Source organism: Paracoccus sp. S3-43 (genome assembly GCF_029027965.1).
Taxonomy (GTDB): domain Bacteria; phylum Pseudomonadota; class Alphaproteobacteria; order Rhodobacterales; family Rhodobacteraceae; genus Paracoccus.
In genome coordinates this window covers 856880-870294 of record NZ_CP119082.1, presented here as the reverse complement: position 1 = coordinate 870294, position 13415 = coordinate 856880, and the positions used below count along the sequence as shown (strand labels likewise).

10 protein-coding genes, 1 tRNA gene, 1 other RNA gene and 2 pseudogenes are annotated in these 13415 nt (G+C 67.3%); 10 read left to right on the top strand and 4 right to left on the bottom strand.

Annotated features, from left to right (window positions below; all coding sequences use genetic code 11):
- The first annotated feature begins 75 nt into the window (after nt 1–75).
- The 10 genes and pseudogenes from acnA (at nt 76) to PXD02_RS04450 (ending at nt 8934) form a co-directional block, all read left to right on the top strand.
- Nucleotides 76–2832, top strand: a complete 2757-nt coding sequence (gene acnA, locus PXD02_RS04495; protein WP_275105722.1) for an aconitate hydratase AcnA — start codon at nt 76–78, stop codon at nt 2830–2832.
- A 371-nt stretch (nt 2833–3203) separates the two neighbouring features.
- Nucleotides 3204–3576: RNase P RNA component class A (rnpB, locus tag PXD02_RS04490), an RNA gene on the top strand.
- Nucleotides 3577–3695: 119 nt separating this feature from the next.
- Complete coding sequence (rpmG, locus tag PXD02_RS04485; protein ID WP_089389030.1) at nt 3696–3863, top strand: 50S ribosomal protein L33; 168 nt, start codon at nt 3696–3698, stop codon at nt 3861–3863.
- A gap of 192 nt (nt 3864–4055) precedes the next feature.
- Nucleotides 4056–4787 (top strand): peptidoglycan-binding domain-containing protein, encoded by a 732-nt coding sequence (locus PXD02_RS04480; protein WP_275105721.1) that lies wholly within the window; start codon nt 4056–4058, stop codon nt 4785–4787.
- A 191-nt stretch (nt 4788–4978) separates the two neighbouring features.
- Nucleotides 4979–5054: transfer RNA gene (locus PXD02_RS04475), tRNA-Thr, on the top strand.
- Between the two features lie 91 nt (nt 5055–5145).
- Nucleotides 5146–6066, top strand: a complete 921-nt coding sequence (locus PXD02_RS04470) for a manganese-dependent inorganic pyrophosphatase (protein WP_275105720.1) — start codon at nt 5146–5148, stop codon at nt 6064–6066.
- The gene (locus PXD02_RS04465; RefSeq protein ID WP_275105719.1) at nt 6063–6932 is read left to right on the top strand and encodes a TIGR01459 family HAD-type hydrolase; all 870 of its coding nucleotides are present in this window, start codon (nt 6063–6065) and stop codon (nt 6930–6932) included. The genes PXD02_RS04470 and PXD02_RS04465 overlap by 4 nt, the downstream gene beginning before the upstream one ends.
- 158 nt (nt 6933–7090) lie before the next feature.
- A pseudogene (locus tag PXD02_RS04460) lies at nt 7091–7534 on the top strand (MaoC family dehydratase).
- Nucleotides 7535–7567: 33 nt separating this feature from the next.
- Entirely contained in the window at nt 7568–8494 is a 927-nt protein-coding gene (locus PXD02_RS04455; protein ID WP_275105718.1) for a bifunctional riboflavin kinase/FAD synthetase, read from the top strand.
- Nucleotides 8494–8934, top strand: coding sequence for a YcgN family cysteine cluster protein (locus PXD02_RS04450; protein WP_275105717.1), 441 nt, complete (start codon nt 8494–8496; stop codon nt 8932–8934). The genes PXD02_RS04455 and PXD02_RS04450 overlap by 1 nt, the downstream gene beginning before the upstream one ends.
- 56 nt (nt 8935–8990) lie before the next feature.
- On the opposite strand, the pseudogene PXD02_RS04445 reads toward PXD02_RS04450, so the two are convergent.
- The 4 genes and pseudogenes from PXD02_RS04445 to PXD02_RS04430 form a co-directional block, all read right to left on the bottom strand.
- Nucleotides 8991–9802 (bottom strand): annotated as a pseudogene (locus PXD02_RS04445) (IS5 family transposase); the annotation flags it as partial.
- A gap of 138 nt (nt 9803–9940) precedes the next feature.
- Nucleotides 9941–10252, bottom strand: coding sequence for a hypothetical protein (locus PXD02_RS04440; RefSeq protein WP_275105716.1), 312 nt, complete (start codon nt 10250–10252; stop codon nt 9941–9943).
- Nucleotides 10252–12750 carry a cytochrome c oxidase subunit I gene (ctaD, locus tag PXD02_RS04435; RefSeq protein WP_275105715.1) on the bottom strand — a complete coding sequence of 833 codons (2499 nt, stop codon included), beginning with the start codon at nt 12748–12750 and terminating at the stop codon, nt 10252–10254. The genes PXD02_RS04440 and ctaD overlap by 1 nt, the downstream gene beginning before the upstream one ends.
- Nucleotides 12747–13412, bottom strand: coding sequence for a cytochrome c oxidase subunit II (locus PXD02_RS04430; RefSeq protein WP_275105714.1), 666 nt, complete (start codon nt 13410–13412; stop codon nt 12747–12749). The genes ctaD and PXD02_RS04430 overlap by 4 nt, the downstream gene beginning before the upstream one ends.
- Nucleotides 13413–13415 lie beyond the last annotated feature (3 nt).

Genomic DNA, 13415 nt, shown 5'->3' with positions numbered 1-13415 from the left:
CGCAGCCCCGCCGCATGGGGCAAAGCAGGGACCATCCATGCCCGACCCATCCAATTCGCAGACAGGGAGGCCCCCATGCCCATCCAGATCGGAACCGACACCGCCAAGACGCGCCGCACGCTGACGGCGGGCGGCAAGGAATACGCCTATTACTCGATCGACGCCGCGACCGCAGCCGGGCTTGGCGACTTTTCCCGCCTGCCCGCCGCGCTGAAGGTGGTGCTGGAAAACCTGCTGCGCTTCGAGGACGGCGGCTTTTCCGTCTCGGTCGACGACATCAGGGCCTTCGGCGACTGGGCGTCCCTGGGCGGCAAGAACCCGCGAGAGATCAACTATCGCCCCGCCCGCGTGCTGATGCAGGACTTCACCGGCGTGCCCGCCGTGGTGGATCTGGCGGCGATGCGCGACGGCATCATCGGCCTGGGCGGCGACGCGCAGAAGATCAACCCGCTGAACCCGGTCGATCTGGTCATCGACCATTCGGTGATGATCGACGAATTCGGCAATCCGCGCGCCTTCCAGATGAACGTGGATCTGGAATACGAACGCAACATCGAGCGCTATACCTTCCTGAAATGGGGCCAGAAGGCGTTCAACAACTTCCGCGTGGTGCCGCCCGGCACCGGCATCTGCCACCAGGTGAACCTGGAATACCTGGCCCAGACCGTCTGGACCGACACCGACCAGAACGGCGCGCTTGTCGCCTATCCCGACACGCTGGTGGGCACCGACAGCCACACCACCATGGTCAACGGCCTGGCCGTCCTGGGCTGGGGCGTCGGCGGGATCGAGGCCGAGGCGGCGATGCTGGGCCAGCCCGTGTCGATGCTGATCCCCGAGGTCGTGGGCTTCAAGCTGACCGGCAAGATGGTCGAGGGCACCACCGCCACCGACCTGGTGCTGAAGGTCGTGGCGATGCTGCGCAAACACGGCGTGGTCGGCAAGTTCGTCGAGTTCTACGGCGAAGGCTTGGACAACCTGCCGCTGGCCGACCGCGCGACCATCGCCAACATGGCCCCCGAATACGGCGCCACCTGCGGCTTCTTCCCCATCGACGACGAAACCCTCCGTTACCTGAGGAATACCGGCCGGGACGAGGATCGCATCGCCCTGGTCGAAGCCTATGCCAGGCAGAACGGCTTCTGGCGCGGGGCGGATTACGCGCCGGTCTATACCTCGACGCTGGAACTGGACATGGGCAGCATCGTGCCCGCGATTTCTGGTCCCAAGCGCCCGCAGGACTATCTGCCGCTGACCGATTCCGCCCGCGCCTTCTACAAGGTCGTGGCCGATTATCGCGGCATCGACCTGTCCAAGGACGCGCTGGAGATGGGCGCCGAAGGCGGCGCCGTCATCGCCCCGGCCAAGGATGTGCGCAGGACCGTCCCGGTCGAGGGCACCGATTACTCGATCCGCGACGGTTCGGTGGTGATCGCGGCGATCACCAGCTGCACCAACACCTCGAATCCCTATGTGATGATCGGGGCGGGGCTGGTCGCCCGCAAGGCGCGCGCGCTTGGCCTGAACCGCAAGCCCTGGGTCAAGACCTCGCTGGCGCCGGGATCGCAGGTGGTGGGCGAATACCTGCAAGCGGCCGGTCTGCAAGAGGATCTGGACGCCATCGGCTTCAACCTGGTGGGCTATGGCTGCACCACCTGCATCGGCAACTCGGGGCCCTTGGGCGATCCGGCGATTTCCAAGGCGATCGCCGAAAACGACCTGGTGGCGACCGCCGTGCTGTCGGGCAACCGCAACTTCGAGGGCCGCATCAGTCCCGACGTGCGCGCGAACTTCCTGGCCTCGCCGCCGCTGGTCGTGGCTTATGCCATCGCGGGCGATCTGAACGTCAACCTGACGCGCGATCCGATCGGCCAGACGCCCGAAGGCCGCGATGTCTATCTGAAGGACATCTGGCCCAGCAACCAGGAGATCGCCGATCTGGTCCACGCCACCGTCACGCGGCAGGCCTTCCAGTCGAAATACGCCGATGTGTTCAAGGGCGACACCCGCTGGCAGGCGGTCAAGGTCACCGACAGCGAGACCTATGACTGGCCGCCGACCTCGACCTATATCCAGAACCCGCCCTATTTCCAGGGCATGGCCAAGGAAGCGGGCGTCATCAGCGACATCGAGGGCGCGCGCGTCCTGGCGATCCTGGGCGACATGATCACCACCGACCACATCAGCCCGGCCGGGTCGTTCAAGCCCGCCACCCCGGCGGGGAAATACCTGACCGAACGGCAGGTCGCGCCCAAGGATTTCAACAGCTACGGTTCGCGCCGCGGCAACCACGAAATCATGATGCGCGGCACCTTCGCCAATATCCGCATCAGGAACGAGATGCTGGACGGCGTGGAAGGCGGCTTCACCAAGGGGCCTGACGGGCAGCAGACGACGATCTTCGACGCCTCGATGGAATATCAGGCGGCCGGCACCCCGCTGGTGATCTTCGGCGGCGTCGAATACGGCGCCGGGTCGTCGCGCGACTGGGCGGCCAAGGGCACCAACCTGCTGGGCGTCAAGGCGGTCATCGCCGAATCCTTCGAACGCATCCACCGCTCGAACCTGGTCGGGATGGGCGTCGTCCCGTTCGAGTTCCTGCCGGGCGAGAACCGCAAGACGCTGGGCCTGAAGGGCGACGAGGTGGTGTCGATCCACGGCCTTGCGGGCGATTTCAAGCCGCTGTCGCTGGTGCCCTGCACGATCCGCTATGCCGACGGCACGGCGAAGGAAATCCAGCTCAAGGCCCGCGTCGATACCGAGGTCGAGATCGAATACCTCAAGAACGGCGGCGTTCTGCACTATGTGTTGCGCAACCTGGCCGCAAGCTGATCCCGGTCAGCGACGGTTCGGAAAACCCCGGTCGAAAGGCCGGGGTTTTTCATTGGAAACAACCGCCGCCTCCCAGCCTGCCCCGGCGCCCCAGGGCACCATCGTTCTGGACGCGATCACCCTGATCGCCGACGGCCAGGAAAACGTCGAGGCGACCGGCGGCCGTTGTCGGCCGCGACGATAGGACCGCAATCTGCTGCGCGACGTGTATCCGCTTTACGCGCCGGGCCGGACGGTCACGCTGGGCCCGACGCTGGATTTCTGAGCCGCCGTCGAAGCCATCCCCGCCATATCCCCCCTCGCCGGGGGGGATTTCGGCCGGGCGACATCGGCATTGACCCTGCGCCCCATCCCCGCCATATCGGCACCGCGCGGAGGGCTGGATGACCGCGGCGGCAACGTCGAGGAAAGTCCGGACTCCATGAGGCGACGGTGCCGGGTAACGCCCGGCGGGGGCAACCCCAGGGAAAGCGCCACAGAGAACGAGACCGCCCATGTCCGCATGGGTAAGGGTGAAACGGTGGGGTAAGAGCCCACCGGGGGCCTGGCAACAGGCCCCGCATGGCAAGCCCCACCGGGAGCAATGCCGAATAGGGACCGCGCGCGGAGCGATCCGCAGGGCCGCCTTGCCCCAGCAGGTCCGGGTAGGCAGCTTGATCCGGCGGGCAACCGCCGGGCCAGAGGAATGGTCATCCAGCCGCCAGCGGCGGTGGACAGAATCCGGCTTACAGGCCCTCCGCGCAAATCGCCGCCCGAATGGGGCGATTCGGGTTGACTTCGGCCCGCCCATGGCTAAAAGGCGGGCTTCAAACGAATTCCACGGGGTCTGCGCCGCGCGATTGCCCCGAAGCAGGAGCAATGACATGGCGAAGCCGACCACCATCAAGATCCGGCTGAACTCGACCGCCGGCACGGGCCACTTCTATGTGACCAAGAAGAACGCCCGCACCATGACCGAAAAGATGACCGTGCGCAAATTCGATCCGGTCGTCCGGCAGCACGTCGAATACAAAGAAGGCAAGATCAAGTAAGGATCCTGCCGACAGGACCGGGCCTTCCGGTTCCAGGCCGGTTCCGGTCCAGACCTGAAAGGGCGCCCGTTGGGTGCCCTTTTCTTTGTTTGCGGTCCCGGCCGCCTTTGCCCCCGCCGGAACCCGATGCCCCTTTTTGCGCTATAGCTTCGGCGCCCCGGATTTGGGGCTTGAACGCGAAAGGGCCTTTCGATGGTCAGAACGATGCTTTCCGCGGCCTTTGCCGCCGCCGTCACCCTGGCGCCCGCGCAGGCGCAGGATCTGGGCGATATCGTCGGCGGGGTGGCCCGCCAGTATCTGCAACAGGAACAGGACCGCGCCGCCTTCGCCCAGGCGCAAAGCGCCGACACGCTGTCGGCCTATCAGTCCTATCTGCGCCAGTTCCCGAACGGCGCCTATGCCGAACAGGCGCGCGACCGCGTCCAGCGGCTGGGCGGCGGGACCGGGGTCGTCCCGACGAATCCCAGCCAGACGGACACTGCCGGACTGTCCCGCCAGCAGCGCGCGCAGATCCAGCGCCAGTTGAACGGGCTGGGCTACAGCACGAACGGGGCGGACGGCAATTTCGGCCCTGGTACGCGCCGCGCCATCGCCCTGTGGCAGCGCGACCGCAACTATGCCCAGACCGGCACGCTGAACGCTACCCAGGCCAATGAGATCCTGCAGGGAACCGCCGCCACCCGGCCCTCGACCACCGCCCCGGCCGTCGGCCCGGCGGGGACCGAGGCGGATCTGGGACTGAACCGCCAGCAGCGCCAGGCGGTGCAGGCGGGGCTGACGCAACGCGGGTTCGATACGCGCGGCCTGGACGGCGTTTTCGGCCGGGGCACCCGCAACGCCCTCGCCGCCTGGCAGCGCGCCAACGACATGGAGGCGACCGGCTATCTGACCGCCGCGCAATACGACCGGCTGGTGGGGCGCTGACACGGCGTCCCCTCAGGGCAGGGCGAATTCGATCCTCGGCAGGACCGCGATTTCGGCCAGATCGGCGCGATTCCGGCCGATGCGGTCCACCCGATCCTGCGGCGGGGCCACCCGCACTGTCAAACCGCTTTCCCCGCTTGCGGAACCGGCCCGCAACCGCTAGGCAGAAAGCGCCGCCCCTCGCGCGTCATGCCGGTTTAGCTCAGCTGGTAGAGCAGCTGATTTGTAATCAGAAGGTCGCGGGTTCGATTCCTGCAACCGGCACCACGGCCCCTTGGCCGCCCTCATCCCGCCGTTGGACATCCCCCCGCGCCCGTCCTATAACGCGCGCGACATCCAGACGCTGCGAAGGTGCATCATGATCAAGGTCCTCGGCCATACCTCTCCCGATACGGATTCGACCGGCTCTCCCATCATCTGGGCCTGGTATCTGAACGAGGTGCGCAAGACGCCCGCACAGGCGGTCCTGCAAGGGGAACCCAATACCGAAGCCCTGTGGATGCTGAACCGCTGGAACCTGCCGAAGCCGCAGATCATCGCCGATGTCGCGGCGGGCGACCAGTGCGTGATCGTCGACACCAACAACCCCGCCGAACTGCCCGCCAGCCTGGGCCAGGCCGAGGTGATCGAGATCATCGACCATCACCTGCTGGCGGGTGGCATCAAGACCCGCGTGCCGATCAACATCACCATCCGCCCGCTGGCCTGCACCGCCACGATCATGCACGACCTGATCGGCGACGACATGGCCCGCGCCCCCGAGGCGATCAAGGGCGTGATGCTGACCTGCATCCTGTCGGACACGCTGGAATTCCGCAGCCCGACCACCACCGCCCATGACCGCGCCGTGGCGGAAAAGCTGGCCGCCGATCTGGGGATCACCATCGCCGACTATGCGGCCCAGATGTTCGCCGCCAAGTCGGACATCAGCGCCTTCAGCGACGAGGCCCTGCTGCGGACCGACAGCAAGGAATACGAACTGGGCGGCAAGCAGCTGCGCATCACGGTTCTGGAAACCACCGCGCCCCAGGTGCTGCTGGCGCGCAAGGACGCGCTGATCGCCGCCATGCCGCGCGTCGCGGCCGAGGATGGCGCGGACGAGGTGCTGTGCTTCATCGTCGACATCCTGCGCGGGGAAGCGACCCTGCTGATTCCCAACGATTTCGTCCGCCTGCTGGCCGAACGCAGCTTCGGGGTGCCTGCCAGCGGCGACACCATGGTCCTGCCCGGCGTGATGAGCCGCAAGAAGCAGATCATCCCGGTCCTCGCCCTGCAATGACCCGGATCATCCAGTCCCTGTCGCAGATCGGCGCCGGTTACGACGTGCTGTTCTGCGACCTGTGGGGTTGCCTGCACAACGGCAAGCAGCCCTATCCCGCCGCCATCGCGGCCTTGCAGACCTTCCGGCAGGACGGCGGCGGGGTCGTGCTGATGACCAATGCGCCGCGCCCGAACCAGTATGTGATCCGGCAACTGGACCGCATGGGCGTGCCGCGCGACGCCTGGGACATCGTGGTCAGCTCGGGCGACGCCGCGCAGGAGGCGATGTTTTCCGGCGCGGTCGGCCGCAGGGTCTGGCATATCGGCTCCGACAAGGACGACGGCTTCTTTGACGACATTCCCGCCGAATTCGCCGATGCCGCCCCGATCCGGCGCGTGCCGCTGGAGGAGGCCGAGGGCATCGTCGCGACCGGCCCCTTCGAGGAACTGACCGAGACGCCGCAGGATTACCACGACCGCCTGATCCAGGCGCGCGACCGGGGCCTGCCGCTGCTCTGCGCCAACCCGGACGTGGTCGTGGACATGGGCGAGACGCGGATCTATTGCGCCGGCGCCCTGGCCGAATATTACGAGGGGCTGGGCGGCACGTCGCTGTATTTCGGCAAGCCGCATCCGCCGATCTACGACCGGGCGCGGCGGCTGCTGGATCTCGCGCCGGGCGCGCGGATCCTGGCGGTGGGCGACGGCATCTTCACCGATGTGAAGGGCGGGCTGGACCAGGGGCTGGATGTGCTGTTCGTGACCGGCGGCCTTGCGGCGGACGCGCTTGGCCCGGATGTCGAGAACCCGGACAACGCCCTGCTGCTGGACTGGCTGGAAGGGCACGCCCTGACCCCGCAATACAGCATCGGCCGGCTGCGCTGAAGGGCAGGCGCAGGGCCGTGTGTTCTGCGCCATCCGAGATCGGCCCAGCAACAATATTATACTTTGGTGGAAGTGACCGTAACTTTTGTTGCGCGGCGAAGTTTTCGCTGCTATGCAGCACCATCGCATCCGGTTCGGCCAGCCCCATGGAACGCAGCATGTTCGACAATCTGCCCCGCGGCACCATCGTCATCGAGGATCTCGAGATCGGGATGACCCGCCATCTGCAAAAGCAGGTGACCGACCGCGACATCGAACTGTTCGCCGAGGTCTCGACCGACCGCAACCCGGTGCATCTGAACGACGATTACGCCCAGGACACCATCTTCTAGGGGCGCATCGCCCACGGGATGCTGACCGCCGGGCTGATCTCGGCGGTGATCGGGGAACAGCTGCCGGGGCATGGCACGGTCTATCTGGGCCAGACGCTGACGTTCATGGCCCCGGTCCGTCCCGGCGACACCGTGCGCGCCGAGGTGACGGTCGGTGCCATCGACCACGCGAAACGGCGGGTCACGCTTGCAACCCGCTGCCTCGTAGGTGATACGGTCGTCCTGAAAGGCGAGGCGGTCGTTCTGGCGCCAAGCCGCAAGTTCGACTGACGGGGCGCCGGGCCGCCCCAGTGAGGGCACCCTTTGCAGATCCACCGCGACTGGACAGGTCTTCCGGCAGGCGCCCGCGGCGCCTCGGTCGCCATGGGCAATTTCGATGGCGTCCATCTGGGCCACCGCGCCGTGATCGAAGCCGCGCGCCAAGCGGGCGCGCCCCTGGGCATCGTCACCTTCGAACCCCACCCCCGGCAGTTCTTCGCCCCCGACGCCGCGCCCTTCCGGCTGATGAATTCGGAATCGCGCGCCAACCGGCTGGCCCGGCTGGGGGTGGAACAGCTGTATGAACTGCCCTTCGGCGCGGTGCTGGCGGGACTGTCGCCCGAGGCCTTCGCCCGCGAGGTGCTGGTGGGCGGGCTGGGCGTCGCCCATGTCACCGTCGGCGCCGATTTCGTCTTCGGCAAGGACCGGGCGGGCACTGTCGCCACGCTGCGCGACCTGGGCGGCCAGCTTGGCTTCGGCGTGACCGTGGTGCCGCTGGTCGGCGCGGGCGGGCGGGACTACAGTTCCACCGCGATCCGGCAGGCGCTGACCGAGGGGCGCCCTCGGGACGCGGAACGGATGCTGGGCCACCTGCACCGGATCGAGGGCGAGGTCGTCCACGGCGACAAGCGCGGCCGGGAATTCGGCTGGCCCACCGCCAACATGCGCATCGACGACCTGCACCTGCCCCGCCTGGGCGTCTATGCCGTGGTGGTCGACGTGCTGACCGGACCGGACAAGCTGTCCTGCCAGGGCGTCGCCAGCCTGGGCGTGCGCCCGATGTTCGGCCGCAATGCGCCAAACCTTGAGGTTCACCTGTTCGATTTCAGCGGCGATCTGTATGGCCAGCACCTGTCCGTCGGGCTGGTCGAATTCCTGCGCGACGAAGCGAAGTTCGACAGCGTACAGATGCTGATCGACCAGATCGCCGCCGACGCCGACCAGGCCCGCGCGGTGCTGGCGGGCGCCTGATGCGCGACCGGTTCTGGGAACTGCCCCTGCCCCAGTTGCAGCCCGACGAATGGGAGGCGCTGTGCGACGGCTGCGGCAAATGCTGCCTGAACAAGATCGAATACGAGGATACGGGCGAGCTGGCCTTCACCCGCGTCGCCTGCAAGCTGCTGGACGGCGACAGATGCCAGTGCAGCAGCTATGCCAACCGCCACGATTATGTCCCCGACTGCGTGGTCCTGACGCCCCGCAAGCTGGCCGAGATCGCCTGGTGGCTGCCCGCGACCTGCGCCTATCGCCTGCGCCACGAGAGGCGGCCGCTTTACAAATGGCACCCCCTGATCTCCGGCGACCCAGAGACCGTCCACCTCGCCGGCGCCAGCGTACGCGGCTGGACCGTCAGCGAGGTCTCGGTTACCGAGGAAGACTGGGAGGACTACATCATCGAGGATCTGTCCTGACCGACCCGTGCGGCGACACGATCCGCCGTCTTGCGCCAGCTTGATCAGCCGATCGCGAGGAGCTTGAGGCATCTCATCTTGGCCTGGACGCGACTTCGTCGGTGATATCCGGACCATTTCTTCCAGTTGGCCCGCCCGAACCGCTTGCAGGCACGTAGCGCTTCGTTTCGCGCCTGCAGGCCGGGATCGTGGCCCTTCCAGACCCTGGCATTTCGTCGCGGCGGTATGATGGCATCGGCCCCTCGGGCCGCGATGGCGGTGTGACATCCTTTGGTGTCATGGATGCCGTCGGCGGTAACGCTGCCGATCCGCTCTTGCAGCGGGACCTGCGCCAGCAGATCGCGCAGAACGGGCGCATCTCCGATGCGGTTGCTCGTCATCTCCACCGCGCGAACTTCAAGCGTTTCAGCATCGATACCGATGTGGATCTTGCGCCATTGCCTGCGGCGGCTGGCCCCGTGCTTGCGCACCTGCCACTCACCCTCACCAGAGAACCTGATACCCGTGCTGTCCACCAGCAAGTGCAACGGTCCGGATGATGCACGATACGGGATCTGCACCTTCAGGTGCTTCTGCCGGCGGCAAAGCGTCGTGTAATCCGGCACCTGCCAGTCGAGCCCGGACAGGCTCAGCAGGCTCTCCACGAACCCCGTCGTTTGCCGTAGTGGCAGCCCGAACAGCACCTTGATCGAGAGGCAGAACTGGATGGCCGCCGCCGAGAACCTCTCAGGATGGCCAGGCTTGCCCTTCAGCGCCGCGAACCACGACATCTCCGGTCAAACCACACCATCAGCGAGCCACGCCGCTTCAGAGCCTGACTGTAACTGGACCAGTTCGTCGTGCGAAATAGCGGGACAGGCTTGCTCATGCCGTCAATCTAACCCGCTGACGCACAGACATGAATCCGACAGCCAAGGGATAGCGCAACAAAGCCTGTCTGTGGGCCTGTGCGGGTCTTGATGTATGCGCTTCTTCGAAGATATGCAATAGCCCGCAAAACGGCCTTTTACCCGCAGGTCGACAGGACGATCACCGGAAACAGCGTGGCGGCGCTGGCGACCGCGCCGATCCAGTTGCCCGCGCGGACCAGCAGCGCCTGCCGCGCGCTGCCCTCGGCCCGGTTCCACAGGATCAGCGCGCCGTGCAGGGCCAGGCCTGCCAGCCACGCCAGGATCATCGCCAGGGGATGCAGCGGACCGGCGGGCGTGGCGCGGGCGGGCCAGTCCCAGGCACAGCCCAGCCCGTGCAGCGCATAGACGGCGGAAAACAGCGCGCCCCACAGCAGCGGACCGGCCAGCATCCGCGCGACCCAGACCATCAGCCGATCTCCTGCAAGGCGACGATCCCCAGCGACAGGGCAGCGGTCGCCAGCCAGAAGGTCTGGAACAACTGCCAGACCGGCGCCGCGCCCTGGCGCAACCCGCTGATCCGTCCCTGCCGGGCGTCGGACAGGCAGCGCAGGCCTAGCATCAGCGCCACGACCCCGTGGAACACCGCATGGCCCAGCAGAACCCCACGCAGGGCGTCGCGGGCATGGCGGCGCGGATCGTCCACCTGCCAAGCCAGCACGCCCAGCAGCGCCAGCGCCAGCCCCCCGGCCAGCACTCCCGTCAGGGCGGCAGTGGCGCCGGTCGGCCTGTCGCGCTGCGTCTCGGCCAGGCGGGCGGCCAGGGTGGCTGCGGCGATGGACAGCAGCGCCCCTCCGGCGGCCAGCAGCGCGCCAAGGCCCTGGCCGCTTTCCGGGGCGGGCCAGTTCGGGGCGATGACGGTCAGGAAACCCACCCCGAACAGCAGCGAGGCATAGAGCGTCCCGTCCGCCACCAGCAGCGTCACCGTGCCGCTGTAGGCCAGGCTCTGGCGGACCTGCCAATGCTCGGGCAGGGACAGGCCGGGCGCGACGGGGATCGGGGCCGCGTCGCGCGGGCTGCCCATGAAGCCCCCCCATTGCCATCCCGCCCACAGGATCGCCGAGATGGCCAGCGGCGTCAGCCAGTAAAGCCCCGCCAGCATCAGCAGGAAGAAACTGCCAAGCGCGGCGGCGGTCCAGATCGGCAGGACGGTGTTTCCCGGCACCACCGCGACGTGGTCGGGACGGCCGGTGCCTGCATCCCTCACCAGAACCTCTCGCCGCTGCCTTGGCGCGCCGGGCAGCAGCCCCTCGCCCCGCGCCAGGGGCAGGATCGCGCCGCTGTCGGGATGGCGCGGTCCGGGCAGCGAGGCGAAGTTGTAGGGCGGCGCGGGCAGCGCCATTGCCCAGTCCAGCGTCTCGGCCCGCCATGGGTTGCGGTGACTGCGCCGACCGAACAGCCATTGCATCCCGATATCCATCACGAACATCGCGAAGCCCGCCGCCATCACCATCCCGCCGATGGATGACACCAGGTTCAGCCATTCCCATTCCGGGTTGCCCGGATAGCGGTCGATCCGGCGCGGCATTCCCAGAAGCCCGGTCAGGTGCATCAGGAAGAAGGTGCCGTGAAAGCCCAGTAGGATCAGCCAGAAGGCGGCTTCGCCCAGGGCGCGGATCCGGAACCGGCCGCTGATCATCGGCATCCAGTAGGTGATCCCCGCCATCATCGGAAAGACGAAGCCGCCGACCAGGACGTAATGCAGATGCGCAGTCACGAAGGCGGTGTCATGGGCCTGCCAGTTGAAGGGCACCATGGCCAGCATCACCCCGGTCAGCCCGCCGATCACGAAGGTCAGGAAAAAGCCGATCACATGCAGCATCGGCAGGCGCAGCTCCACCCTGCCCGCCCACATCGTGCCGATCCAGGCGAAGACCTGGACCGAGGTCGGCACCGCCACCAGGGCCGAGGCCGCCGAAAAGAACGCCAGCGCCATATGCGGGATGCCCACGGTGAACATGTGATGGACCCACAGCCCGAAGGACAGGAACACCAGCCCCAGGACCGCCGCGACGATGGCGCCGTATCCCAGGATCGGCACGCGCGCGAAGACCGGGATGATCGTCGACAGCACCCCGGCGGCGGGCAGGAAGATGATATAGACCTCGGGATGGCCGAACAGCCAGAACAGGTGCTGCCACAGCAGGGGATCTCCACCGCGCAGCACGTCGAAGAAGGGCCAGCCTGCGGCGCGTTCAAGCTCCAGCAGGATCGACCCCAGGATCAGCGGCGGAAACCCCACCAGCATCATCGCCGCCGTGCCCAGCATGTACCAGCCCATCAGCGGCATCCGCGTCAGGCCCATCCCCGCCCGGCGCATCCGCAGGATCGTCACGATGATCTCGACCGCCGCCGCGACGGCCGAGATTTCCACGAAGGTCACGCCCAGCAGCCAGATATCGGCGCTGACGCCGGGGGTATGGGTCTTGCCGGACAGGGGCACGTACATGAACCAGCCCGCGTCGGGCGCCACGCCCAGCAGCAGCGACGCCAGGATGATCGTGCCGCCGAACAGATAGCACCAATAGCCAAGCGCCCCCAGGCGCGGAAAGGCCATGTCGCGCGCGCCCAGGATCTTGGGCAGCAGCCACATCCCCAGCCCTTCAAGCATGGGAATGGCGAACAGGAACATCATGATGCTGCCATGCATCGTGAAGATCTGGTTATACAGCGCGGTGTCCAGGAACACCCCGTTCCGCGTCGCAAGCTGCGCCCGGATCAGCATCGCCAGCACGCCGCCGATGGCGAAGAACATGAAGGATGTCGCCATGAACCGCAGCCCGATGGTGCTGTGGTTGACCGAGGCGAGGCTGCCCCGCCAGCCGGGCAGGTCGGACCAGACGCGGTCCATCTCGCGGTGCAGGCGCAGGGCCCTGCGGGCGGGATTGGCGGGAATGTCCTCGGTCATGGCGCCCTTCCGGCAGAGGTGAAGGCAGGCGGGGCGGCGGGATCATAGACGACCACCTCGAACCGCATGGCGGCATGGCCCAGGCCGCAGAATTCGGCGCAAAGCCCCTCGTGCCGTCCGGGGGCGTCGGCTTGCAGGCGGTGGACGTTCTCATGGCCGGGGATCGCATCCATCTTGCCGCCCAGCTGCGGCACCCAGAAGGAATGAATCACATCGGGGCTGGTCAGCACGATGTCGAAGGGCTGGCCCGCCGGGACATACAGGATCCCCTCGGTCAAGACGGGACCGTCCGGACCGGGCTGGGTAAAGCGCCAGCCCCAGTTGTAGGCCTCGGCCCGGACCTGCAAGGCGCCGCCGTCGCGCGCGATCATCCGCTCGCCCGTCCACAGGGCGAAGCCCAGCAGGACCGCCAGCACCGACATGGTGAAGCCCAGGCCCCACCAGACGATCCAGCCGCGTTCGCCGGCCGGGCGCGGGCCGCGCCACAGCGCCAGGCCCGCCAATCCAAACACCAGCAGGGTGATCAGCCCCGCCCCCGCCAGCATCGCCCACCACAGCGCCGCGATCTGGTTCGCAGCCGGTCCGGCGGGGGCCAGCGCGCTTGCGCCGCCATCGCAACCGGCCAGCAGAGGAACCGCAAGGACCGCCCGAAACTTCCCCATGCG